We start from the raw sequence: 24,833 nt of genomic DNA, 5'->3' as shown, positions 1-24,833 counted from the left end.
TTTCTTATTCACTTGCGCGCTTATCGTTACACGGTAACTACAAGTTCAACACCTTCTAGGTCTACAATGTATTCCTGTAGCTTCGGATATTCCGCCAAAGCCTGAGTTACGATAAGCGTTGGTTTTTTAACAGCAATCGTGGCTTTCACCATTATATCTATAAGTGCTATTACCGCTTCGTTTTGCGGATCAAATTGGTAATTCTGCTCTTCATTTAATTTATCAACACCTAAAGCAAATTGCGCGAGATTATCTACATTAACAACAACCCCGTCGAAGTAATGCAGCAAGCGCTCAGCCAACAGAACAGAAGAAGGAACGTCACACGAAAAAAAGACTTTAAGCCCATTTAACCCTCTAGGTAACCCTTGCTCTGCGAGTAAATCAATAACCTTAGCCGCATCACTTAGCGAACGAACAAATGGCACAACAATATCAATGTTCATGCCCTGCTCGCGCAAAGTTTTGACCACTAAACACTCTAATGCAAAAGCATGCTGGTACGCTTCTGTCGCGAAACGAGATACGCCTCGTAAGCCAAGCGCAGGATTAACTTCTTGCTGCTCGTGAATACCACCAAGAAGCGAATTGTACGTATAGCTATCCGCTCCACTTAGGCAAACGCGAATCGATTGATGAGACGGTAGAATTGCCGCTTTAATTTCAGCAACTAAGGTATCAACAAAATGTTCAGATACCGCTTGGCCATTAAGGATAACTTCTAACGAACTACGCTCTATGTCAGAGAGAGCAGCCAAGTTATTCTCAATGCTTGGATGATAGAAAATGCGTTCCATTACCAACTCTGAAATAGAAACGTATAAATGGTGAGAATTATGGTTATTGCCATAAGACGGTAATACATCACCAAGCACTAGCTCAGGATGAAGAATGCCTTTGTTTTCTTGGGTCATTGCAGCTCCAGTGAATAGATGTTGTTTTGGTCGAAAATACCGAGAGCAATCCATGAATACAAGTGTTAATCAAGCATTTAGCCTCACGACCTAGAGAAATATCCTTTTATTGTATTAATGATAGATAAGATTGACGTTAAGGAGTTTATTCCTCAGTTCAATTCCGTTATCTTTACTGCTTCGCAATAGAAATAATAAAGCTATCACATGCCATTAAAAACTGATGAGTTGAGAACCCAAGCTCTAGGGCCAATGCCGACTCCAGCCGAACTCGGCTCTGCACATCCCATTACTGACGATGTTGCTGAACGCATTGCAAATTCCCGTAGACAAATTGAAGATATTTTAACCGGACGAGACAATCGCCTTTTAGTGATTGTTGGACCGTGTTCTGTTCATGATACCGATGCCGCACTCGATTACGCTCAGCGTTTAAGTCAAGTTCAAGACCAATACAAAGATGAGCTCTTTGTAGTTATGCGTACTTACTTTGAAAAACCTCGTACTGTTGTTGGCTGGAAAGGCCTAATTACCGATCCAAATTTAGATGGCTCTTACGCGCTTGAAGCAGGGTTAAACAAAGCTCGTAAGCTTTTGCTAGACATCAACAAACTCGGCTTGGCAACAGCGACTGAGTTCCTAGATATGATCACAGGGCAATACATTGCTGACTTGATCACATGGGGCGCTATCGGTGCTCGTACAACTGAATCGCAAATTCACCGCGAAATGGCATCTGCGCTATCTTGCCCAGTAGGGTTCAAAAACGCGACTAACGGTAATGTGAAGATTGCCATCGACGCGATCCGAGCTTCTCAAGCGTCACACTACTTCTATTCTCCCGACAAAAATGGACGTATGACGGTTTACCGCACTTCAGGAAACCCATACGGACACGTTATTTTACGCGGTGGTGATAAAGGCCCTAATTTCGATGCGGCATCTGTTGAAGAAGCTTGCAATCAGTTAGCTCAATTTGACTTACCACAGCGTCTTGTTGTTGACTTCAGCCATGCAAACTGTCAAAAACAGCATCGTAAGCAGCTCGATGTCGCACAAGATATCGCGACTCAAATTAAATCTGGCAAAAACCAGATCGCAGGTATCATGGCAGAAAGCTTCATTGAAGAAGGTAACCAGCCAATGACAGACATCAACAACCTTGAATATGGAAAATCGATTACCGATCCATGTTTAAGCTGGGGTGATACCACCAAGATGTTAGATATCCTCGCCAACGCCATTAAAGAACGCAACCTAGCTTAAGGACATAGAACAATGCCATCATTTGACATTATCTCTGAAATCGACACTGTTGAAGTACGTAACGCAGTAGATAACGCTAACCGTGAATTAGCGACTCGTTTCGACTTCCGTGGTGTAGAAGCAAGCTTTGAATACAAAGATGAAACCGTAAAGCTTTCAGCAGAGCATGATTTTCAGTTGAACCAACTACGTGACATCCTACGTGGTAACCTAACGAAACGCGGTGTAGACGTTAGCGCTATGGAATCTCAAAAAGCAGATCAAACAGGTAAATTCTGGAACCAAAACGTTATCTTTAAACAAGGTATCGAAACGCCAGTTGCTAAAAAAATCGTAAAGCTAATCAAAGACAACAAGGTTAAAGTTCAAGCTGCGATTCAAGGTGAAAAAGTACGTGTAACAGGTAAGAAGCGTGATGACCTACAGGCTGTAATGGCTCTAGTTCGCAATGGTGAACTTGGTCAACCTTTCCAGTTTGAAAACTTCCGTGACTAATCTCTAGTTAGTCCCTTAAATGAAAAAGGCCTCAAATTGAGGCCTTTTTTTAGTTTTCAGTCGAACAACTCAAACGCGTGTCATCACCTATTAATAAATTGAACGCCGAACTTGCTGGTGGTATCAATACCACAACTCGTAGTTGCTGCTTCTTCGCAAGCATCAGTTTAGTAGAAAGCTCACCGCTATCGATGAAGACATCACGCTCAGCATCTCTGCGACATAAATCAACAAAAGTAAACGGGCAAAGCTCCGCATGTAGCACGAGTTCAGCTTCTTGCATTAGCCGTAGTGCTTTTATAGACAACAGCTCGACATCTTTACCAAATTCGACCCAAGTTACGCGGCCCTGAGCTTCAATTCCAGACTTAAGCGCCTCTTGGTATAAACTTTCCAACTCATCGCGTTCTGTTACTTTTTCTACCTCACTAGACGATAAAAAACTTTCCCAAAATTTTCTTCGTTCATCGACGGTAGAAAAGAACTCTTTTATAGAATTGCGCTTCGATGCGCCAAAATCTGCTAACAGTGATAGGTTCTGTGGCAATGCCGTCTCAAGCTTTTCACGGATGCCTCGCACCAATACTGGTGAAGCCCCTCCACTTGAAATTGCTATTTGAATACGACCGCGATTGATCATAGAAGGTGTAATGAAATCACAGTATGGAAGGTCATCAACCACATTGACCAAAATACCCATTTTTTTTGCATCTCTATGAACCTGATGGTTGAGTTCTGGGTTGTCAGTAGTAGCCCACACTTGTATGTACTCAGACGATATAAGCTGAGATGAATAAAAATTCTGAATCCAATTTAACTTTTTATCAGAGATTAGAGCCTGTAAATAAGGTTCAACCTTTGGAGAAACAAGAGTTACTGCAGCCCCAGCTCGTAATAGAGCATCAACCTTTCTACATGCGACCTCACCGCCTCCTACAACTAATATTGGTTTATTCTCAATATCTAAAAACAGTGGAAAATAACGCATTTTCTTCCTTGAGTCTGATAAATAACTATTCACTCATGCTACCAAATTTGGAGCATATTAATAACACCCAAAGACCATTTAAAACAATTAACGACCAAATTTTAAACTAATTGAAGACCATAACTTCAACCAATTATTCATAAAACAGACTAATAACCTGATCTATTGATAAATTTAAAATCTAAATCCTGTTGCACCAACAATGTGATCTTTTGCACTATTTACATTCAGTTAACATTTGGTCATTCTAATTGTGTTCGGATTTGTGATTTCACTCAAAATTCTTTTTAAATTATAAGTTTGTGAAACCCTGAATCCTTTCCTAATCTTATAAACGGTTGTTCAAAATTACTGCAGGATTCGTAATTTCAGCCACTTAGATATTAGTTAATACAAATAATTGAGCACGTGTATCAGGTGTCACCTGGTTTAACATTGATCATACAGGAAGGATACAAATGACAAATAAACTAACACTTCTTGCTTCAGTAGTAGCTGCATCAACTGCAATGATGGCAACATCTGCATCAGCAGCAGAAAGCACTCTGGACAAAGTTACATCTCAAGGCTTTCTAACTTGTGGTGTGAGTACGGGTCTTCCAGGGTTCTCTAACCCTAACTCAAAAGGTGAATGGGAAGGAATTGATGTTGAGTATTGTCAAGCTCTTGCTGCTGCAGTACTTGGTGATAAATCAAAAGTTAAATACGTACCATTAACAGCAAAAGAACGTTTTACTGCACTTCAGTCTGGTGAAATTGACGTGCTATCTCGTAACACAACTTGGACTCTTCACCGTGATACCGCTCTGGGTCTGAACTTCGTAGGCGTAAACTACTACGATGGTCAAGGCTTCATGGTTAAGAAAGATCTTGGCCTTAAAAGTGCTAAAGAGCTAGATGGCGCATCTGTATGTGTTCAATCTGGTACAACAACAGAGCTTAACCTTGCGGATTACTTCCGTAACAGCGGCATGTCTTACAAGCCAGTTGTATTTGATACTGCAGCTCAAACTTCTAAAGGTTTCGACGCAGGTCGTTGTGACGTACTTACAACTGACCAATCAGGCCTTTATGCGCTTCGTTTGAACCTGAAAGATCCTTCATCTGCACAAGTTTTACCAGAAATCATCTCTAAAGAGCCTCTTGGCCCTGTAGTTCGTCAAGATGATGACAAATGGTTCAACGTTGCTAAGTGGACATTATCTGCAATGATCAATGCTGAAGAATACGGCATTAGCTCTAAAAATGCAGACCAAATGCTTAAGTCGAAAGATCCAAACATCAAACGTATTCTTGGTGTAGACGGTCCTAAAGGTAAAGGCTTAGGTATCCGCGATGATTGGGGCTACCAAGTTATCAAACAAGTGGGTAACTACGGCGAAAGCTTCGAGCGCACTGTTGGTACAGGCTCTCCACTACAAATTTCTCGTGGTGTGAACGCACTATGGAATGCGGGCGGCTTTATGTACGCTCCACCTATCCGTTAATAAAGCAATCAGTATCAATTAGGGCGGAGCTTTCCGCCCTATTTATTAAATGGATTTGAGGTTATAGCAGTATGAAACCTAATGAAACTCTTTCTCCATCTCAGGAAAAACCGCAAGCTAAGAGTGCCAACCTTCTTTACAACCCTACCTTTCGCTCAGTTGTTTTCCAACTTCTTGCAGTAGGCGCACTTGGCGCTTTTATTTACACCATCGTAAATAACGCCCTCACTAACCTAGACGCCCGTGGTATCGCCACAGGTTTCGACTTTTTAACACAAGAAGCCGGTTTTGGTATCGGTTTAACCCTAGTCGAATACGATGAAACCTTCTCATATGGAAGGACTTTCGTTATCGGCTTATTGAACACAGCGCTAGTATCGGTTCTAGGTATTATCCTTGCCACCGTTGTTGGCTTTACAATGGGTATTGCAAGACTTTCTTCTAACTGGTTAGTTAGTCGTTTTGCTGCCGTGTACATTGAAATCTTCCGAAACATCCCTCTTCTTCTACAAATCTTCTTTTGGTATTTCGCTGTACTACAAGCACTCCCTTCTGCTCGTCAGAGTATGAGCTTAGGCGAAGCTATTTTCTTAAATGTGCGTGGTTTATATTTCCCAGCACCTATTTTTGAACAAGGCAGTAGTTTTGTTATCGCGGCATTTGTTGCCGGCATCATTGCTACATTTGTAATAAATATTTGGGCTAATAATAAACAAAAGCTAACAGGCCAACAGACACCAATGGGACGAATTGCTTTAGCATTAATCGTCGGTCTACCAGTGGTGACTTACTTCATTATGGGAATGCCAATCTCTGCTGAGTATCCTGAACTGAAAGGGTTCAACTTTAAAGGGGGAATTAGCATTATCCCTGAGCTTGCAGCACTGATGCTCGCATTGAGTATCTATACCGCTTCATTCATAGCAGAAATCGTTCGTTCTGGTATTAATGCGGTAAGCCACGGCCAAACTGAAGCTGCGATGTCACTAGGCATCCCTCGTTCTCGTACACTTAAGCTTGTTATTATTCCTCAGGCTTTAAGAATCATTATTCCGCCGCTTACGAGCCAATTCTTAAACTTAACCAAGAACTCTTCGCTTGCAATGGCGATCGGTTATCCGGATTTAGTTTCTGTATTTGCAGGTACAACGCTTAACCAAACTGGTCAAGCAATTGAAATCATCGCAATGACGATGGGAGTTTACTTAACACTAAGTCTTCTCACTTCAGCATTGATGAATGTGTATAACCGTAAAGTAGCATTGGTGGAGAGATAAGATGAACGTACATCAATTTCAACCTGACCTCCCACCACCGGCAAACACAGTTGGCCTTGTGGGGTGGTTACGAAAAAACCTTTTTAATGGCCCTGTAAACAGTGTCGTGACAGTTGTATTAGGATACTTTGCATTTTCTTTGATCTGGTCAATCTTTGACTGGGCAATCATTAATGCGGATTGGATTGGTACGACTCGTGATGCTTGTACAAGTGATGGCGCCTGTTGGGTATTCATCAGCGTACGCTGGGAACAATTTATGTATGGCTTCTACCCTGAAGCTGAGTTATGGCGCCCTCGCCTATTTTACTTCACCTTAGCTGTTTTTGTAGGTTTACTGGCTTACGAAGGAACGCCTAAGCGTACATGGATCTGGCTGTTCTTTGTAAACATCTACCCGTTCATTATCGCTGGGTTGCTCTATGGTGGGGTATTCGGTCTTGAAGTCGTTGAAACCCATAAATGGGGCGGCTTACTGGTGACGCTGATCATCGCGCTTGTCGGCATCGTAGTATCTCTACCAATAGGTGTAGCGCTTGCACTGGGTCGACGCTCTGAGATGCCAATCATACGCAGTATGTGTACGGTCTACATTGAAATTTGGCGTGGCGTTCCACTCATCACTGTTCTATTTATGGCGTCAGTAATGCTTCCTTTATTCCTAACGGAAGGCTCTGAAACCGATAAATTGATTCGCGCTCTGATCGGTGTGGTGCTGTTTAGTGCAGCTTATATGGCGGAAGTGGTTCGTGGTGGTTTACAAGCGATCCCTAAGGGCCAATACGAAGCAGCCGACGCTCTAGGCCTAAGCTATTGGAAGAAAATGGGATTAATCATTCTTCCTCAAGCACTGAAAATTACTATCCCTTCAATCGTGAACACCTTCATTGGTTTGTTCAAAGATACCAGTCTGGTACTCATCATCGGTATGTTCGATGTATTAGGTATTGGACAAGCTGCGAACACCGACCCAGAGTGGTTAGGTTTTGCAACAGAAAGTTATGTATTTGTCGCGTTAGTGTTCTGGGTGTTCTGTTTCGGCATGTCGAGATACTCGATATGGCTAGAAAACAAACTTCACACCGGTCACAAACGATAATTAGGAAGATCAAGGACGTATTATGACGCAGCAACTAGACAACGATTCAAAACAACTCATGATTGAATTGAAAGACATGAACAAATGGTACGGTGAATTCCACGTACTAAAAAACATCAACCTGGAAGTAAAGAAAGGCGAAAAGATTGTAATTTGTGGCCCTTCAGGCTCAGGCAAATCAACGATGATTCGTTGTATTAACCGCCTAGAAGAACACCAAAAAGGCCATATTTTCGTATCTGGAAATGAGCTAACAGAAGATCTTAAAAATATCGAAGCGGTAAGACGTGAAGTAGGTATGTGTTTCCAACATTTCAACCTATTCCCTCACCTTACTGTTTTAGAAAACTGCACATTGGCTCCTATCTGGGTGAAGAAAATGCCTAAAGAAGAAGCTGAAGCGATCGCGATGAAATACCTTGAAAGGGTTAAGATTCCAGATCAAGCAGACAAATACCCAGGCCAACTTTCAGGGGGCCAACAGCAACGTGTAGCTATCGCTCGCTCTCTTTGTATGAGCCCGCAGGTGATGTTGTTTGATGAGCCTACATCAGCACTCGATCCAGAAATGGTTCGTGAAGTACTTGATGTAATGGTAGAGCTTGCGGAAGAAGGCATGACTATGCTTTGCGTAACCCACGAAATGGGTTTCGCGAAGGAAGTTGCCGACAGGGTGATCTTTATGGATGCTGGAGAAATTATTGAAGAAAATAATCCAGTCGATTTCTTCGAAAATCCACAGTCAGATCGTACGCAAAACTTCCTGAGCCAAATCTTACATCACTAATATGTTGTAAAATGTTACTTAAAAGGGCGGCTTAGGTCGCCTTTTTGTTTATAATGTGGAAACAAGTAACATTGTGTTACACCTTCAAAAACACTTAACCAGTTATTTTGATTATTATTTTATTTACTCATAGGGATTGGAAGACTTGATTTTCTGAACTTTCAGCCCCATAAATGAACTAATAACTATGAAGTCACCTTACGAGGAAGATTATGAACAGCCCTATGTTTACCCGCACAGCAACTAAAGAAAGTGCTTTGCAAACAAACAAAGTATTGCGTAACACTTATGCTCTACTTTCTATGACATTGCTTTGGTCTGCTGTGGTTGCAGGCGTATCTATGGCAATGAACTTGCCTCGCCCTGGCCTGATTATCATGCTAGTTGGTTTCTACGGCTTACTATTCTTAACTGAAAAGAACCGCGATAACGGTATGGGTCTGGTTTTCACATTCCTATTTACTGGTTTCCTAGGTTACACAATCGGTCCAATCCTGAACATGTACATTGGTGCAGGAATGGGTGACGTAATCCTAACTGCACTTGGTGGTACAGCCCTTGCGTTTATGGGTGCTTCTGCTTATGCACTAACAACAAAGCGTGACTTATCATTCCTTAATGGCATGCTGTTAGCTGGTTTCGTTGTTCTTTTAGTTGGTATGGTTGCAAATATCTTCTTGCAAATGCCACTACTATCACTAGCAATGAGCGGTATGTTTATTCTGTTTTCAACAGGTGTAATCTTGCTAACCACTCAAAGCATCATTCGCGGTGGTGAGACTAACTACATCTCTGCAACTGTTAGCCTTTACGTTTCAATCTACAACATCTTCATTAGCCTGCTTAGCATTTTAGGTATTATGAACAGCGACGACTAATATTTAGTCTATTACAAATACCAAAAGCCCAAGAGTTAATCTCTTGGGCTTTTTTGTACCTGCTAACTCAATATTACTTGGGAAAAGCGCTTACGCTCATGTACCCTAACTATAAGAGTTACAATATTTACTGGATAATGAAATGTTTGAATATCAAGGCAATCAAATAGAAACTGACGCACAAGGCTACCTACTCGACCACACTCAATGGGAAGAAGGCATGATCCAAATTCTAGCTGACGATGAAGGCATTGAGTTGACAGATGCGCACCTTGAAGTGGTTCATTTCGTTCGTGACTTCTATGAAGAATTCAACACCTCACCAGCGGTTCGCATGTTAGTCAAAGCGATGGAAAAGGCTCATGGGCCAGAAAAAGGCAACAGCAAGTATTTATTTAAATTATTCAAAAAAGGCCCAGCAAAACAAGCGACAAAACTGGCAGGGCTACCAAAACCTGCTAAATGCTTATAGACCAACTCGTATATGCTGTAGAGGGACCTACAGTATTTCAAATCCACGGTATATTACCCGACTATCGATATCTTCCATGTCTAAACTATCCACCCTAGCAGTAACTGGTCCTTTGATAAGCCACTTACCCATTAGCTCTACATCTTCGGGTTCACCACATACCAGCACTTCTACGCGCCCATCAGGTAGGTTTTTAGCATAGCCCTTTAACCCAAGCTGAAGCCCTTTTTGACTCGTATAATATCTAAACCCTACTCCCTGAACGACGCCAGACACGACGAACATCTTGTATTTGTGTTTCATAGCGTTGCCTCTAAATTTACAGAAATGATATGATTGCCAGTATCTATTCACGCACACACTTCGTGTGGAAAGAAAACTGAGAATAATAATTATGAAAGAAATGCCGTTTCGCTGGATTGACAAGTATCTCATTCACTTAAAAATCCAAGAAAAGTTTTACTTACTTTTCGTTCTCCCACTTATTGCTTTAATCATCCTCACCTTAGTTCTCGACAGCGCAGCAGATTCGTTACTCACTCACCTGTACCAAGAAGAACTGCTTTTAATGAAAAATCTCATCGAGGCTGGAGATCTGTCCCGTGATCAAGTCGTCAGCTTATTAAGAAGCTCTGACACAATATCAATTGGTAGCGGTGCTGGAGCCATTTCGGTAATGAATGGCGCTTTTAGTTTAGTAGCAAACCACGACCAAGATTTGTGGACCTCTTTGACTACAACTCAAGTGATAATTATATCTGTGACATTGTCACTTATTGCACTAGGCGTATACTACATCATGACTTTCATTGGTGGCGCAATGTTCGCTATGAATAAATCATTAACGACATTGGCAAGTGGTGATTTAACTAGCCGAATGAATTACTTCCCAGTCCGTGATGAGTTCAGTGAAATTGCTATCACCATTGACAAAGTTGCAGAACGCGAACAACAAATGGTGTTATCTATCCAAGAATCTGTCGCTTTGATGCAGCAAATCAGCTCAGATTTAAATCAGTCGACTCAGCAGAGTTCTGACATTTCAAACACTCAGCAAGAACACTTAAACGGCCTAGCAAGTGCAACAGAGCAAATGGCAGCGACTATTCGCGAAGTAGCAAACCTTGCACACGAATCCAGCTCTCAAACGATGGATGCTCGTGGCGTGGCAGAAAGTGGCCAAGTGAAAGTGTCCAATACACTGAGCTCTATTTCTAGCCTATCAAGTGAAATACAATCAGCATCGCAAGCAGTAGAAGAGCTAGATGCTAACGCCGCACAAATCGATGAAGTAGTCACAACGATCAATGCTATTTCAGAACAAACCAACCTGTTAGCTCTTAATGCAGCCATCGAAGCTGCTCGTGCCGGTGAACAAGGGCGTGGATTTGCAGTTGTAGCCGATGAGGTTCGTGCGCTTGCTGCTCGTACACAACAAGCGACAGTAGAAATTCAAACGATGATCGAAGCTCTACAACGTAATAGCCAATCACTTACGACCCTTATGGGCGTAACCGTAACCAATGCTAACGAAGGCCAGAACCTAATGGCGGAAGTTAATGTTGAAATCGGCTCACTGGCTGAGAAGAACCAATCTATTTCAGACAGCAGCACTCAGATTGCTACAGCAGCAGAAGAGCAAGGTGTCGTGGCAGACAACATCGCACACAGCGTTGAAGAGATTCGTAACCAATCTAACAATGTGTGTGAAATGATCAGTATGACAAATAGTAATGTTGACCAATTACGTAAACAAAGTGATTCAATGGAAAGCTTGTTGACTGGCTTGAAGGCATAGACTTTCCATACTAACTCTTAGGGCTGCTAATGCGGCCCTTTTTCGTATTTGCTTTTCACACAATCATCCACGACAATACAGCCCCTTCAAAGACAACTAAAAGATCTAACTATGACTCCAGCAATTTATCTAGCGAAAGGCCGAGACAAATCGTTACGCCGTAAGCACCCTTGGGTTTTCTCTCGTGGTATCGACAAAGTAGAGGGTGAACCTCAGCAAGGTGAAACTGTTGATGTATTTGCTCAAAATGGCAAATGGCTAGCTAAAGCTGCTTATTCCCCTACTTCCCAAATTAGAGCGCGAGTCTGGAGTTTTGAAAAAGAAGAAATCAATGTAGAGTTCTTCATAAAACGAATCCAAAATGCACAATTGTTACGTGAGGATATCATCGAACGTGATGGGCTCACTGGCTATCGTTTAATCGCAGCAGAATCTGACGGTTTACCTGGGGTTACTATTGATAAATACCAAGACTATTTGGTTTGCCAATTATTAAGTGCTGGCGCTGAATTCAATAAAAAACAATTGGTTGCAGCCCTTGTGCATTGCTTCCCAGGTTGTCACGTCTACGAACGTTCAGATGTTGCAGTACGTAAGAAGGAAGGACTAGAGCAAACGGTAGGTGTTCTACATGGTGAAGAGCCACCTAAATCCGTCGTCATTGAAGAAAATGGCGTCAAGATTAGTGTTGATATCGTAGAGGGGCACAAAACAGGTTTCTACTTAGATCAGCGTGATAGCCGTAAAGAAGCAATGAAATATGTTAAGAATAAAGATGTTCTTAACTGCTTTTCATATACTGGCGGCTTCGGGCTATATGCTCTAAAAGGTGACGCGAAGCGTGTTATTAATGCCGATGTTTCCCAGACAGCATTAGACACTGCAAAGCACAATGCTGAAATCAATGGCTTCGATATTTCTAAAAAGCGCGCAGTTTTCTTAAACGCAGACGTGTTTAAACTACTTAGAGAATACCGTGATCAAGGTACAAAATTCGATGTCGTCATCATGGATCCGCCAAAATTTGTATCAAGCAAAAACAACCTGACTTCAGGTGCTAACGGCTATAAAGATATTAATATGTTAGCGATGCAAATATTAAAACCTGGTGGTACATTACTGACCTACTCTTGCTCTGGCCTCATGGGAACCGACTTATTCCAGAAAATCATCGCAGATGCAGCGCTTGATGCAGAACGTAGCGTTAAGTTTGTTGAACGTTTCGAGCAAGCGGCAGACCATCTAACGGATACCGCTTACCCAGAAGGCTTCTACCTAAAAGGTTTTGCCTGCAAGGTTTTATAAGCGTATAAAGGGATCCAAGAAATACACTGGTAGCCTTCGAGCTTTCATAAATTTGGATTTAGTAAAATACAAAAAAGGGCCTTTCGGCCCTTTTCCTTTATGAGTTAGGTAGGTTGGTCATTAGTGAGTTAACTAGGTTGGTCAACTCATCCCCCGTATAGCTACCGTTTCCATCCGCATCTAAACCACCTAAGGTAGTGGTAACGCCACCGATATTTACTTCTTGCCCTGTGACATTTTCCAATAAAATCACTTGAGTATCTCCGATATCATCAGCATCTTTCTGATTTTCTGAAATGGTAATCTTAAGGTCATCATCACCTTCTTTACTTACAGAAATATGAGCAAGTAAGTCTCCCATGGTGTTTTCTTCAGGTAACAGCTGAGAAATATCAATATGATCTTCATTCACATGGAAATCGGTAATCACGTCTTCATGGTTAGCTAACGTATCATCAACCCATTTGAAGATATCATCTCCATCTCCCCCGGTGAGAATATCGTCACCTAAGCCACCGATGAGGATGTCGTTTCCACCTTGTGCGTAAATAATATCGTCACCAAGGCCACCATCAACAGTATCATTACCGCCACGAGTATCTCCATCGACACTAAACAGGTGATGGTTTTCTCTCACATACTCATAAACTTCTACATCTGACGGCGCTATACCATTTAACATTTGTAGGAACGTGGTTAACGCATCTAGCCCAGAACCATCAGCCAATGAGTCAGGGCGAGTCAGACCATTCTCACTCCACGGTAAGTTGTCAGTATTAATAGCATCACCAAACAAGATATCGTTACCTGCCCCACCATTAACGTTATCATCACCAACTGGTAATAAGGTAATCTCTTGGCTACCTTCATCTAGTACTGCTTGTAGGTCTTGAGCGGAATTCACTATCTCAACGTTCCCCGTAGGCGCTGTAACACTCAGCATAGAGAAGTCATCTAAGTACACATCAGCAGTGTATCCAGATTGGTCTTCGAACACGGATAGCACTAACTGGTAAGTGCCCTCATATAGCAGGTCAGTTTCAATCGTGCCAGTACCGTTACCTGATGTTACATCAACCCAAGTTTGTGATTGACTATCAAACTTCTGAACAACCCACGTAAAGGTGTCCCCTCCTCCGAAGTCGTCACCTTGAGATGCCGTGAAAGTAATAACAGATGCTGAGTCAGTTGCAACTGTGAACTGAGGGCTAGTCATAACGGTAGCACCAGAAACGCTACCTTCATCAACTAGATGAACACGTGAACTTACGACTTGAGCAGAGCCACCGACTACGGTGAAGTTACTTAAGCTCCAAGCTTCACCGGTACTATTAGTAAAGTCAGCTAATACTTCAGTACTTGTTGAATACGATGCGCCCGAACTATCAGTGTTATCAAAGTACTCCAAAATATCAGAATTGATACCATCTCCAATACCAATCGCACGAACAGAAGATACAGTAGACAGCTCTTGGAATGCCGACACTGAATCTACAAATTCATTGTATTCGGTGGTAGAACCATTATTGCTACCGCTTGTAGTTGATACCGTTGGAATGCCATCGGTTAAAAAGAAAGTCATATTCTCATAACCTGAAGGCTGATCATCGAACCAATCTTTCGCAGAATCGAACGCCGCTTCATAGTTCGTACCACCGTCAGCAGAAAGTGCATTGATCGCATCATTCACCGTCGAAGTAAGATCATTAGAATCAAGATCATCTATATCAATTTTGACTGAAGCTGAACTTTCAAATCCAATTAACGTTAGGTTAATCACACCAGGATGGCCAGCTATGTCCGCCAACATAGAAATCAATGCCGCTCTAACCACGTCAAGCCTTGACTGGTTAGAATTTGCATTTAGTGTACTACCCATACTTCCGGACGTATCAACAACTAGAGCCAAGTTATAGTTAGTTGGCGCTGTAGAGTTATCCTGAATACCTCCACTGTCTCCAAGTAACACGTCATCACCGTCGAGCCCTATAATAGTGTCATCACCATTGGCGTCTCCACTCGGAGTAACGATAGTGCCAGTTTGTGTTTGCGCATACTCTGGTAGGTCGACAGCTTCATTGGCACTATTTACCTCTTGAGCACCTGCAGTAACAGTAAGAACCGGCACTGTACCTAAAGGAGCTTCGACGACGAGTGTAACTTTCCCTTCACTATCAAGATCTGAAGGCGAAATAACCCACGTTCCATCGGCCTGCTTATCTCCAAGTGACAGTGTTACATCTGAAGGCACGTCACTCACTACAACCGACGTAATAACTTCACTGCCATCGTTGTCATTTAGGTCAATATCAATATTTAGTTCATATACTTCAGCGACTTGAACTAACTCATTACCCTGAACTTCATACTTACCGTCTGAGAAGTAAAGGGATTCAACACTATAAAAGTCATGATTGGCGTTTCCAGTGCCGGAGTGCACTAAAGTAAAGTCCGAAGCGCCAACTGTAGTAAATTGGTAATCTGCGCTGCTGCCCGTTAAATAAGCAGCATCGGTTCCTGCACCACCATAATAAGTCGTCGTTGTTGTTGGGCTCCTCGATATGAATACGTCATCACCTACCTCATTAACATCATCCCCTACAAGATTGATACTCGATGAGACACCAGAACCACCAATAAGGGTGTCACTCCCATCTCCACCTTGTAAGTCCTCTGTCAAGACAGTCGACGATCCATCACTACCTACGATAGTGTCATTATCATCGCCGCCACGAGCCTGCATGTGCATTCCACTACCGTAGACGATCGTATCGTCGCCTTCTAGGCCATCGACCCAAGAACCCCAAGTCCCGGTAGTTTCCAAGTGGTTATCAGAGCTGTCACCGGTAGAGTCCACTGTTTTACCACTCAATGAATTTTCGATATTTGTGATGATAGAATCAAAAACGTTGTTGGTTGGCGTACTAATATTTGCTGTGACAGTTAAACCGTCACTCGCAGGATTAACTGATGTTGTAACAACAGCAGTGTCAGTGAGGCCTGTACTGTCGACAATGGTATAGGTAAAACTAGCAGTACCTGTTACGCCAGGGTTAGGAGTAAATGTCACTTCACCAGTAACCGCATCATAAGCGACTTGGCCATCATCAGAACTAAAGCCATCAGAGACTATAGAGTATGTATCTCCTTCGTTCGAGTCATAATCATTTGCCAACAGTAAACTAGAATTAACAACCAGTGGTTGGCCTTCATCTGTTGCAAGAACGTCACCGATTAATGGGAAATCATTTAAATCATGTTCGCCATTGTCGTAATTACCATTTGCGTCAACAGTACCTAGATTAATGTCTAAATTAGCCGCTCCACCTTGATCCCAGTAAACAATTTCAATCGAATGATAACCCGCACTATCTACAGTGAATGAATCATGCAGTGTTGTCGTTGAAGACTGATTTTCATCAACAGTTGCAACAGCAACGCCATCAACAATTATTGTATATCCGTCATCTGCCGTAACTTTAAACGCGTAATCACCAGGTTCCAGATAGACCGAACCACTCATTTGTACTACGCCATCAGTATGGCTGCCAACCGTACCTTCTACCGACGAAGCATCATTATTTAAGAAGTCTTCGAACTGAGTTTGAGAGCTCAGCCCATTTCCATTCCCATCCAACGTGTAGTTGATATCTTTGGCATCGAACGTTAGGTCAGGATCTTTACTCGCTATTACGTCAAGCGCATCTTGAACTGACTCCAAATTGCCGTTTACACTTTCGGATGAGGCGTAATAGTAACCTGACAATCCACCGAATACAGATACCGTATCATCTTGAGCAACAGGAGCTAACTCTACAGTATTGTCAGAAATAGTTAACTGAGCCGTTTCGTCACTCAACAAGCCATCAGAGTCTAAAGATTTATAATCAATAACCTCATTTAGTTCCGCACTTACCACATCAACACCTTTTAGTGTGATGTTCGAGTTGGTAGTTGGTGAATCGGAGCCATCTTGAGTGGTATAGACTCTTAGTTCAGTAAAACCACCTGGTACATTTACGTTAACCGTTGCTACACCGTTACTATCAATGACGAGTGGGAGATCACCATTGTCTTCGTCAGCATCATAGTTAAATTGAGCAACCACATTGCCATCAGCATCCAATGCAACGATATTGATCTCACCTTCCGCACTATGTCCTTCATTATAGTGGCTATATACACTACCAAATTCGACGTTCGCTTCAGTAATAACAGCACCACTGTCGCTGTAGTCGATTGAAATGAACTCTTTGCTAGTAACGTCTAACTCACTGTTTGAACTAGGCGCAGTGCTTACACCAAACCCATCCTTCTGTGAGCCACTCACATAAGACAGATAAGTAGTTGAAGAAGATACATTGCCTGGTGTTGGTCCATTCCCGGTGTAACTACCGGACGAAATAGAAACGGAGCCATTCAAGAAATCGACTGAGCTAGCACCTGAATTAACTTCAGATGAGAACTGCGAAGCAACAAAGTCTAAGTTGTCAACAGCATTGGTGTCTTCAACATACTCAAGTTGAGCTTCACTACTAATCGCCGTATTAGCACTAACTGGAACAGGCGTACCCGATGAAACGTCATAAATCGTACCGAACAACGGCTCTTCCAACATCACGATTTGTACCGGAGTACCTGAAATGTCGTCCTCTTGGTCCGAAACATTATCTTGTGAACCAGACTGACCTCCATCAAATGTAAATGACGCTTCACCCTGGCTGTTCAGGCCAACTGAGAAATCTTGTGCTTCTGGCTTATCCTGTATGCTATCTAAGCTCAGCGTACCTTCCGCACCCTGGTTGCCCGCCACGTCGGTGTAGCTTTCATCGGTCACGGTCACGCTCGGGGTTTCGTTGCCACTTTGCGTGAACGTCGCTGTCCAGGTGTCGCCATCTACTTGCGTTAGCCCGCTCAGCGTACCGCCAGCTACCGTGATGTCTTCTTCCGCGAAGCCTTCTACCGCTTCACTGAACTGGAACGTGATGGTGGTTGCTTCGCCTGCCGATAGGTTGGTGTCTGTTGCTGTTATAACTACTGTTGGTTCATCTGTATCTAGCATTACGCTCAGTGCGTCAGAGCTGCTCTCGTTGCCCGCATCGTCGGTCACTTTCACGCTCAAGTCGTACGTGCCGTCCGCCAGAGGCGTGCTCGGCGTGAAGCTCCAGCTGCCGTCTCCCGCCTGCACCGCATCGCCCAGCTTGGTGCTGCCGTCGAACACTTCGACTGTATCTGCATCGCTGTCGATGTTGCCCAGTGCGAACGTTGGCGTCGTATCGTTGGTCAGGTTGTCGCTGTTGCTGACGCCAGTATCGCTGCCGTCAACCAGGTCGATGGTTGGTTTGCTCAGCTCGATGTCCACCTCAACGCTCAGTGCGTCAGAGCTGCTCTCGTTGCCCGCATCGTCGGTCACTTTCACGCTCAAGTCGTACGTGCCGTCCGCCAGAGGCGTGCTCGGCGTGAAGCTCCAGCTGCCGTCTCCCGCCTGCACCGCATCGCCCAGCTTGGTGCTGCCGTCGAACACTTCGACTGTATCTGCATCGCTGTCGATGTTGCCCAGTGCGAACGTTGGCGTCGTATCGTTGGTCAGGTTGTCGCTGTTGCTGACGCCAGTATCGCTGCCGTCAACCAGGTCGATGGTTGGTTTGCTCAGCTCGGTATCCAAGAGCAGCGTATCGGTCACTTCTTTGGCGTTCCCTGAACTATCGGTTACTAGCGCCGTCACGGTGATGTTTCCGTCGGTCAGTGATGTCAGATCGGCATCCGCCACACTCCAGACGCCGCCTGTTTCCGTCGCGTCCACAACCACGCTGTTTGTGCCATCGCTGAACGTCACTTTCACGCTCACGGCATCCGCGTCCACGCCACCTAGCGTCACGCTCACATCGTCGGCTTCTTCAGCATTGGTGATTTCGTCGCTTGAAGCCACGGTCACGCTAAAGTTGCTGTCCGCATCCGCTGTCGTATCAGAAGCTGATGTACCGGATTCGCTATTGAAGGCTTCAAGCAAAGCCAAACTTTGTGTGGTTGAAAGGCCTAATGATTCAAGACCTGCGGTATCGAATTCAGTTTCAGCTATGGATTCAGCGCCGTCACGTTCGACGCTGCCTGCCGATACCAAGCTCGAACCTGTTCCGGCACCCGCTGCTGTGGCGAACTCATCATCTAATTGGGTAGGATCTTGCCCTTCTTCAAGAGCTGCGAAAATATCTTCAATTTCGCTAGTTATATCGACTTCACCTTCTTCAGATATTCTAGATACCTTTGGAGTAGCATCTGGGTTGCCACTGAACGACTCCAGCACAACATCACCAAACTGAGGTGACTCACCAAGTTCCAGCAGTTTGATATTACCGTTTATATCTAAAACGATACGTTGCCCAATAGTAAGAGCACCACCAGCAATCAAAGTCGATAAATCCATAAAAGCCTCTAAATCCCGTAAATCAACATGCAGCGTCAATTTTCTGACTTGAAATAATCATAATTACTTTAAATATAACACTGACAAGTATATAAGACACTTCAAAACGACATACTGATAACATCCCAGTAACCAGGACTAGATTTAGGTCACAACATTTTATTAGAACCAAGATCTCATAATTGTGTTTATTTATGCTTTTGAAAAATATAATTTCAAATACTTAGGATAGAAGTTTATCTTATGGGCTATGCAACAATGTTTTCACATTCAACAGCCTGTACAATTATCATTTGTGATTATGATGTGTTAATTTATTGACACTAAATTTCCACTTTCTCAATTTTGAGACTAAGATTCTAATAAGATTCACGCATTGATTGCATGCTTTTTGGAGAAGCAAGTTGAACTGGATTCAAAAAAGTACGTTAAGCACACTTATCGCGTTGAGCTTTCCTTCTTTAGGGCAAACCTTAGAGCAAGCAGTATCGCTCACATTACAAAACAACCCTGAGATTAAAAGCTCGTTTAATGAATATATAAGTAAAAGATATGTTCATGATGCTTCTGGCGGAGCGTATAGACCAAGCATAGATTTGGACGCTGGTATCGGCTATGAAGAAACCAACTTAGCATCAAATAATAATGAAGGTACTGAGCTAACTCGTAAGGAAGCGACGCTAACTCTTACTCAATTAATATGGGACGGTTCGGGTACACTCAATGATATCGACCGTACCGCTGCGGACGCAGAGTCTGTGCGCTTCCAATTATTATCCGATGCCCAAGATATTGCACTTGAAGTTACGAAGATTTATTTGGATGCTGTTAAGGCATATGAAGTTTTATCTTTGTCTGAGAGTAATCTCGCGACCCACAAAGACATCTATCGTGATATTAAAAAACGTGTAGATTCCGGCATTGGGTCAATTGCGGATATGACTCAAGTCGAAGCTCGTATCGCGAAAGCCCACGGTAATTTGCTTGCAGCGCAAAATAACCTGTTTGATACCCACACACAGTTCATGCGAATCGTTGGTCAATCACCGCAAGGCTTAGTATTCCCTCGCGCAGATTCAACCGCTATCCCATTAACGATAGATGGCGCTTTAAAACAAGCTTTAGAACATCACCCAGTGATTAAGATTGCTCAAGTGGATGTCGACTCTGCGAAATTCCAATATAAACAAAGCAAAAGCACCAACTATCCAACCCTATCTTTTCAAGCCGCTCAAACTTGGCGAGATGATGCAGGTGGTACTGAAGGCAGCAGTGACGAACTTTCGGCTATGCTGCGTCTGAGATACAATCTATATAACGGTGGCGCAGATTCAGATCGTGCAGAAAGTGCAGCGTACCAGTTAAATAAAGCGAAAGATTTAAGAGAACGTACTTACCGCACGGTTGAAGAAAGTTTAAGGCTATCTTGGAGTGCATTAGACCTAACCTTACAGCAAAAAGACTTCTTGTCAGATCATGTCGATTCGGCATCAGAAACGGTTATCGCCTATGAGAAACAATACCGTATAGGTAAACGTACTCTATTGGATTTATTAAACACTGAAAATGAGTTATTCGAAGCTCGAAAAGGTTACCTAGACGCGAAATATGATGAGCAATACGCTAAGTACCGCGTAATGAATGCGACAGGCAACTTACTGACAGCGCTTCGTGTTGATGTGCCAGAAGAATGGAATGAGAAGGTGGAATATTAATCATGCTTAAACAATTATTGCCACTTTTACTATTGCCTATTTCTGTTAACGCACTTGCATCACAAGATGATGAGTTTGAGTACCGCGCGACTCCAATAGCAAACCAGGCGTCAGATTTACTCGATGATGACAATGATGGCGTTATCAACGCGCGTGACTTATGTCCAGATACACCGTCTCGTGCAGAGTTAGACAATGATGGGTGCGGTACTTTTGTCAAAACATCCCAAAAAATGCAACTACATGTATTGTTTGCTAATAACTCAACTGAGGTTAACCCCGTATTTCTTACACAAATCCGTGAAATGGCAGGGTTTCTTAAGCAATATTCTAGCACCTCGATTGAATTGCAGGGTTATGCAAGTAAAACCGGCAAGGCTTCACACAATTTGATGCTATCTAAAGAACGTGCAAATAACGTTAAGCAAGCGCTCATAGGAAACGGAATTAGTCACACTCGTATTAAAATTGTTGGTTATGGCGATGAAAACTTGTCTGAAAAAGGAACTGATGAATTAAGTCATGCAAAAAATCGAAAGGTTGTCGCGAGTGTCGTCGGGTTCAAAGGCAACGTGAAAGAAGAATGGCATATATTTACTACCATAGATAAATGACAACAATTGAGGCTAGCTATCTGCTAGCCTTTTCTTTTATTAACGACCAAGGGCATACCTCTTCTCTAAGAGCATAGTTTTATTATGTACCTTGTAAATCTATAGTGTTACTCTATCGGCGTTCAAATTATAGAGAGCTAACTAATGAGTAAACTAACTGCTGACATCCAAGCAAACCTAGAACTATTTGTTTCAGAGACTACAGCGAACAAGCTGGTATGGGGTCTTCGTAACGAAGAAGGTTGGCTAGCATGTGACTCAACTGAATTCGAAAACAGCGAAGTGATGCCATTTTGGTCAAGCAAGGAAGATGCTGAAACTCATAACGTAGAAGAATGGGCTGACTTTGAAGTTCTAGAAATCCCACTAGATATCTTCGTTGAAGACTGGCTACTGACACTAGCTGAAGATGGCGTTTTAGTTGGTACTAACTGGAATGCAAGTTTAGAAGGTAAAGAACTAGAGCCTTCAGATCTAGCCAAGTTGTACATCTAGTATGTATGAGGCCGCATAACCTAATGCGGCCTACAATCCCCTTACCGCCCGCGAACTTTATCGCACATTTCATATTTCTACCCGCATAAAATTGCGAACTCAATCTGTTAAACTTAGAATGGCATTCCTTATCAAATAATTATAAGAAATATGCCGACTCTCCAGCTATCTATCACTTGTTTCATTTTCGCACTGCTTCCGAGTTTCTCTTACGCAAGTAACGAGCTCGCCTCTCCTCCTGTACAAAGCAAAAAAGCACAGTGGCATGAAGTTTACCTAGATAAGCTTGATACAGATAAAAACAGCGCCCTAAACATGCTTCAAGACCGATACTCTAGTTTGGAGGCCTCTGGAGAAAAACTTTACATTAGTTCTTTGCTCTACAGCTTTATGACAAACAACCAACAGCCCTATTTTGGTGGTGACTCATTAGACGCTCAATTTAACGCTCTAGAAGAGCAATTTATTAATGCGCTAGCTAACGATGGTCGAGGTAATTACAGCGACGCACAACAAGCTTATTTATCCATTCTAGAACGTATGCAAGCTACTCAGGATTTAGATGGAAAGATATTAACAGAATACCAACTATGCCGTTCTTTAAATGAACAGGCTCAATACCACAAAGCCAACTACTACTGTTCTTCATTAGAAAACCATATTAAAGCAGCTGACGATCCAGCTATGCCTCGCTACCTAGCGTATCGTGTTATCGCCAATAATCACTATTTTAGAGGCAACTACCACCTAGCCTTGAATTCATACCAAGAGTTACTTCAACAATTTCCATCTGGTCGCGATGTCTCCGGTATTTACAACGATATTGGCAACCTATTGAGGGATCTAAAGCAATACCAGCAATCAGAAGAATACTTAACCGAGGCCCTAAAGCTACGTCAAACGTCATCGAAGTTAGAACAAGCTCAAGTTCATCATAGTTTAGCCAGCCTTTACATCGTGCAAAGCTATATAGATAAAGCGATTCATCATTATAAGGTTGCATTTCAATTGCTAACCGATGTTAGTCACGAATATGGCTTGGGCATGACTAACTTGGGTTTAGGTAAAGCATATACCGCTTTAGGTGATTATGACGTCGCTCACGGTTACCTCGTCACAGCATTAAGCAGCGCAGCAAGCTTTGGTCATGACGGAATCCGAATTGAAAGCTATTTGGCGCTGAGTGATATGTTTGAAGATCAAGAATTAATTAATGAAGCGTTTCATTATGCCAACTTAGCCAAAAGCCTTTCAGAGAAAGTCCAACGTACCAAGTATCTTAGTCGTACGTTGATCCAGCTAACCGACTTATCGAACTTAAACCACGATTATCAAAGTGCTTATCAGTATTACAAGCAATATGCAGAGGCAGAGCTCACTACTCGTGATTCAAACAACAGGCTCGCGTACGAAGCATTGGAACTTACCAAAGCTCAATATGAGAAAGAGTTGAGCAACTCTAATTTACTCAATAAGTCACGCTTAGATCGCATGCAAATTGAACAAATGGAAAACCAAAGACTGATGTATAACTTGGTGGTGATCTTATTGTTGTGTATCGCCAGTCTTTCCTTTATTTCAAACAGAAAAACAAAGCTAAAATCCCAGCTAGATCTAATGACACAGTGCTTGAATCGAGCAACCGCAATTCAAAAAATAAAACAGACACCAGCTATCAACGAACATGAGCATAAACACGTATTGATATTGCTTGATTTAGATAACTTCAAACTGATTAATGACGAGCACGGGCACCCTACCGGTGATCGAGCATTAGTTCATATATCACAACGTATCCGCGATCTACTGAATGACAATGAGTTCATTGGCCGACTTGGAGGAGAGGAGTTTATAATTTTGCTTACGGATGTTGAAGAACAAGACATCAGCCTACGTGTCGCCCACCTTCATCAAACCATCGCAAACTCAAGGTTTGTTTCAGAAGCTCACACACCATTGAATGTCACTGCAAGCTTTTCTTATTTGGCTACATCACGTTCATTAAGAGACTTTGATGAGTTGTATTCAATTCTCGACCAAGCCCTTTACCAAGCAAAGAAGAATGGTCGAAATTGCATTATTGATGCCTACAATGAAGCTATCGATCTTCCTACTTCTGCTTATTCACCAGAGACTGCATAACTTGTTCACGGTTATCTAGGTAATCCGTTAAACCAGCTTTACGTAAATCACATGCAGGGCAATCACCACAACCGTCTCCAATGATCCCATTGTAGCAAGTTAGTGTCTTGTTTCTGACTAACTCTAACGCTTGGTATTGATCGGCTAGTGCCCATGTTTCAGCCTTATTCAACCACATCAATGGGGTTTTGATTTCTAGCTTCTTATCCATACCTTGAACTAACGCAGAGTTCATTGCTTTAACAAACTCATCACGGCAATCTGGGTAACCAGAGAAATCTGTCTCACATACACCAGTAATCACCGTGTCTGCACCTATCTGATAAGCATAAATACCAGCTAATGTTAGAAATAGAATGTTTCTTCCTGGGACAAACGAGTTAGGTAAACCATTTTCCTGTAGCTCATGAGATACAGGAATATCGTCACGAGTCAAAGAGCTAATCGCTAGCTCATTTAATAGAGTCACATCCATCACTTTATGCGCTTTTACGCCTAGCTCTTTTGCAAGCGTCTCCGCTACTTCAATTTCTAAACGGTGGCGTTGACCATAATCGAATGTGATTGCATGTACTTCATCAAACTCTTTAAGCGCTTGCACTAAACAGGTTGTGGAATCTTGTCCACCACTAAACACTACAACTGCTTTATTCATTTCTATTCCTCGATAAGCTTGG

Annotated in this window: 19 protein-coding genes; 14 read left to right on the top strand and 5 right to left on the bottom strand. The window is 42.7% G+C overall.

The annotated features are described in order from the left end of the window. Nucleotides 1-26: 26 nt before the first annotated feature. Nucleotides 27-914, bottom strand: a complete 888-nt coding sequence (locus tag ELZ11_RS14925; RefSeq protein WP_137358215.1) for a putative PEP-binding protein — start codon at nt 912-914, stop codon at nt 27-29. 207 nt (nt 915-1,121) lie between these two features. On the opposite strand from ELZ11_RS14925, the gene ELZ11_RS14920 reads away from it, so the two are divergent. Together ELZ11_RS14920 and ELZ11_RS14915 are read left to right on the top strand one after the other, a co-directional pair. Continuing rightward, nucleotides 1,122-2,180: a 3-deoxy-7-phosphoheptulonate synthase gene (locus ELZ11_RS14920; RefSeq protein ID WP_137358214.1), complete on the top strand. Its 1,059-nt coding sequence runs from the start codon at nt 1,122-1,124 to the stop codon at nt 2,178-2,180. Between the two features lie 12 nt (nt 2,181-2,192). Then, on the top strand, nt 2,193-2,675 hold the full coding sequence (locus ELZ11_RS14915; protein WP_137358213.1) for a YajQ family cyclic di-GMP-binding protein: 483 nt from the start codon (nt 2,193-2,195) through the stop codon (nt 2,673-2,675). A gap of 49 nt (nt 2,676-2,724) precedes the next feature. Here ELZ11_RS14915 and ELZ11_RS14910 read toward each other — a convergent pair whose 3' ends face one another. Then, nucleotides 2,725-3,663: an NAD(P)-dependent oxidoreductase gene (locus ELZ11_RS14910; protein WP_137358212.1), complete on the bottom strand. Its 939-nt coding sequence runs from the start codon at nt 3,661-3,663 to the stop codon at nt 2,725-2,727. A 458-nt stretch (nt 3,664-4,121) separates the two neighbouring features. On the opposite strand from ELZ11_RS14910, the gene ELZ11_RS14905 reads away from it, so the two are divergent. The 6 genes from ELZ11_RS14905 (at nt 4,122) to ELZ11_RS14880 (ending at nt 9,663) form a co-directional block, all read left to right on the top strand. Then, a complete protein-coding gene (locus ELZ11_RS14905; protein ID WP_137358211.1) occupies nt 4,122-5,150 on the top strand; it encodes an amino acid ABC transporter substrate-binding protein in 1,029 nt (342 codons plus the stop codon). Between the two features lie 71 nt (nt 5,151-5,221). Continuing rightward, complete coding sequence (locus tag ELZ11_RS14900; protein WP_137358210.1) at nt 5,222-6,427, top strand: amino acid ABC transporter permease; 1,206 nt, start codon at nt 5,222-5,224, stop codon at nt 6,425-6,427. Nucleotide 6,428: 1 nt separating this feature from the next. Continuing rightward, nucleotides 6,429-7,526, top strand: coding sequence for an amino acid ABC transporter permease (locus ELZ11_RS14895; protein WP_137358209.1), 1,098 nt, complete (start codon nt 6,429-6,431; stop codon nt 7,524-7,526). 22 nt (nt 7,527-7,548) lie between these two features. After that, on the top strand, nt 7,549-8,313 hold the full coding sequence (locus ELZ11_RS14890; RefSeq protein WP_137358208.1) for an amino acid ABC transporter ATP-binding protein: 765 nt from the start codon (nt 7,549-7,551) through the stop codon (nt 8,311-8,313). Nucleotides 8,314-8,525: 212 nt separating this feature from the next. Further along, complete coding sequence (locus tag ELZ11_RS14885; protein WP_137358207.1) at nt 8,526-9,191, top strand: Bax inhibitor-1/YccA family protein; 666 nt, start codon at nt 8,526-8,528, stop codon at nt 9,189-9,191. Nucleotides 9,192-9,333: 142 nt separating this feature from the next. Further along, nucleotides 9,334-9,663, top strand: coding sequence for a TusE/DsrC/DsvC family sulfur relay protein (locus ELZ11_RS14880; RefSeq protein WP_137358206.1), 330 nt, complete (start codon nt 9,334-9,336; stop codon nt 9,661-9,663). Between the two features lie 27 nt (nt 9,664-9,690). Here ELZ11_RS14880 and yccX read toward each other — a convergent pair whose 3' ends face one another. Then, the gene (gene yccX, locus ELZ11_RS14875; RefSeq protein ID WP_137358205.1) at nt 9,691-9,966 is read right to left on the bottom strand and encodes an acylphosphatase; all 276 of its coding nucleotides are present in this window, start codon (nt 9,964-9,966) and stop codon (nt 9,691-9,693) included. Between the two features lie 91 nt (nt 9,967-10,057). On the opposite strand from yccX, the gene ELZ11_RS14870 reads away from it, so the two are divergent. Both ELZ11_RS14870 and ELZ11_RS14865 read left to right on the top strand, forming a co-directional pair. Next, a complete protein-coding gene (locus ELZ11_RS14870) occupies nt 10,058-11,461 on the top strand; it encodes a methyl-accepting chemotaxis protein (protein ID WP_137358204.1) in 1,404 nt (467 codons plus the stop codon). Nucleotides 11,462-11,572: 111 nt separating this feature from the next. Continuing rightward, nucleotides 11,573-12,766: a class I SAM-dependent methyltransferase gene (locus ELZ11_RS14865; protein ID WP_137358203.1), complete on the top strand. Its 1,194-nt coding sequence runs from the start codon at nt 11,573-11,575 to the stop codon at nt 12,764-12,766. 97 nt (nt 12,767-12,863) lie between these two features. Here ELZ11_RS14865 and ELZ11_RS14860 read toward each other — a convergent pair whose 3' ends face one another. Continuing rightward, nucleotides 12,864-19,190 carry an Ig-like domain-containing protein gene (locus tag ELZ11_RS14860; RefSeq protein WP_137358202.1) on the bottom strand — a complete coding sequence of 2,109 codons (6,327 nt, stop codon included), beginning with the start codon at nt 19,188-19,190 and terminating at the stop codon, nt 12,864-12,866. Between the two features lie 404 nt (nt 19,191-19,594). On the opposite strand from ELZ11_RS14860, the gene ELZ11_RS14855 reads away from it, so the two are divergent. The 4 genes from ELZ11_RS14855 to ELZ11_RS14840 all read left to right on the top strand — a co-directional run bounded on the left by ELZ11_RS14855 (nt 19,595) and on the right by ELZ11_RS14840 (nt 24,156). Next, a complete protein-coding gene (locus ELZ11_RS14855; RefSeq protein WP_374939822.1) occupies nt 19,595-20,905 on the top strand; it encodes a TolC family outer membrane protein in 1,311 nt (436 codons plus the stop codon). Nucleotides 20,906-20,907: 2 nt separating this feature from the next. After that, nucleotides 20,908-21,519 (top strand): OmpA family protein, encoded by a 612-nt coding sequence (locus ELZ11_RS14850; protein ID WP_137358201.1) that lies wholly within the window; start codon nt 20,908-20,910, stop codon nt 21,517-21,519. A gap of 144 nt (nt 21,520-21,663) precedes the next feature. Further along, complete coding sequence (locus ELZ11_RS14845; protein ID WP_137358200.1) at nt 21,664-22,014, top strand: DUF2750 domain-containing protein; 351 nt, start codon at nt 21,664-21,666, stop codon at nt 22,012-22,014. A 150-nt stretch (nt 22,015-22,164) separates the two neighbouring features. Then, entirely contained in the window at nt 22,165-24,156 is a 1,992-nt protein-coding gene (locus tag ELZ11_RS14840; protein ID WP_244291666.1) for a tetratricopeptide repeat-containing diguanylate cyclase, read from the top strand. Here the strand turns inward: ELZ11_RS14840 and queC are convergent. Next, a complete protein-coding gene (gene queC / locus ELZ11_RS14835) occupies nt 24,125-24,811 on the bottom strand; it encodes a 7-cyano-7-deazaguanine synthase QueC (RefSeq protein WP_137358199.1) in 687 nt (228 codons plus the stop codon). The two genes, ELZ11_RS14840 and queC, sit on opposite strands and share 32 nt — an antisense overlap. Nucleotides 24,812-24,833: the final 22 nt, after the last annotated feature.

It is taken from the genome of Vibrio profundi (genome assembly GCF_005281835.1).
GTDB lineage: Bacteria > Pseudomonadota > Gammaproteobacteria > Enterobacterales > Vibrionaceae > Vibrio > Vibrio profundi.
Note: the sequence above shows the minus strand (reverse complement) of the source record. Positions and strands in the feature narration are given on the sequence as shown.

Excerpts from the sequence above, each read along its gene's own strand:
- ELZ11_RS14925 (WP_137358215.1), bottom strand. The coding sequence starts at position 914 with ATGACCCAAGAAAACAAAGGCATTCTTCATCCTGAGCTAGTGCTTGGT.
- ELZ11_RS14920 (WP_137358214.1), top strand. The coding sequence starts at position 1,122 with ATGCCATTAAAAACTGATGAGTTGAGAACCCAAGCTCTAGGGCCAATG.
- ELZ11_RS14915 (WP_137358213.1), top strand. The coding sequence starts at position 2,193 with ATGCCATCATTTGACATTATCTCTGAAATCGACACTGTTGAAGTACGT.
- ELZ11_RS14910 (WP_137358212.1), bottom strand. The coding sequence starts at position 3,663 with ATGCGTTATTTTCCACTGTTTTTAGATATTGAGAATAAACCAATATTA.
- ELZ11_RS14905 (WP_137358211.1), top strand. The coding sequence starts at position 4,122 with ATGACAAATAAACTAACACTTCTTGCTTCAGTAGTAGCTGCATCAACT.
- ELZ11_RS14900 (WP_137358210.1), top strand. The coding sequence starts at position 5,222 with ATGAAACCTAATGAAACTCTTTCTCCATCTCAGGAAAAACCGCAAGCT.
- ELZ11_RS14895 (WP_137358209.1), top strand. The coding sequence starts at position 6,429 with ATGAACGTACATCAATTTCAACCTGACCTCCCACCACCGGCAAACACA.
- ELZ11_RS14890 (WP_137358208.1), top strand. The coding sequence starts at position 7,549 with ATGACGCAGCAACTAGACAACGATTCAAAACAACTCATGATTGAATTG.
- ELZ11_RS14885 (WP_137358207.1), top strand. The coding sequence starts at position 8,526 with ATGAACAGCCCTATGTTTACCCGCACAGCAACTAAAGAAAGTGCTTTG.
- ELZ11_RS14880 (WP_137358206.1), top strand. The coding sequence starts at position 9,334 with ATGTTTGAATATCAAGGCAATCAAATAGAAACTGACGCACAAGGCTAC.
- yccX (WP_137358205.1), bottom strand. The coding sequence starts at position 9,966 with ATGAAACACAAATACAAGATGTTCGTCGTGTCTGGCGTCGTTCAGGGA.
- ELZ11_RS14870 (WP_137358204.1), top strand. The coding sequence starts at position 10,058 with ATGAAAGAAATGCCGTTTCGCTGGATTGACAAGTATCTCATTCACTTA.
- ELZ11_RS14865 (WP_137358203.1), top strand. The coding sequence starts at position 11,573 with ATGACTCCAGCAATTTATCTAGCGAAAGGCCGAGACAAATCGTTACGC.
- ELZ11_RS14860 (WP_137358202.1), bottom strand. The coding sequence starts at position 19,190 with ATGGATTTATCGACTTTGATTGCTGGTGGTGCTCTTACTATTGGGCAA.
- ELZ11_RS14850 (WP_137358201.1), top strand. The coding sequence starts at position 20,908 with ATGCTTAAACAATTATTGCCACTTTTACTATTGCCTATTTCTGTTAAC.
- ELZ11_RS14845 (WP_137358200.1), top strand. The coding sequence starts at position 21,664 with ATGAGTAAACTAACTGCTGACATCCAAGCAAACCTAGAACTATTTGTT.
- ELZ11_RS14840 (WP_244291666.1), top strand. The coding sequence starts at position 22,165 with ATGCCGACTCTCCAGCTATCTATCACTTGTTTCATTTTCGCACTGCTT.
- queC (WP_137358199.1), bottom strand. The coding sequence starts at position 24,811 with ATGAATAAAGCAGTTGTAGTGTTTAGTGGTGGACAAGATTCCACAACC.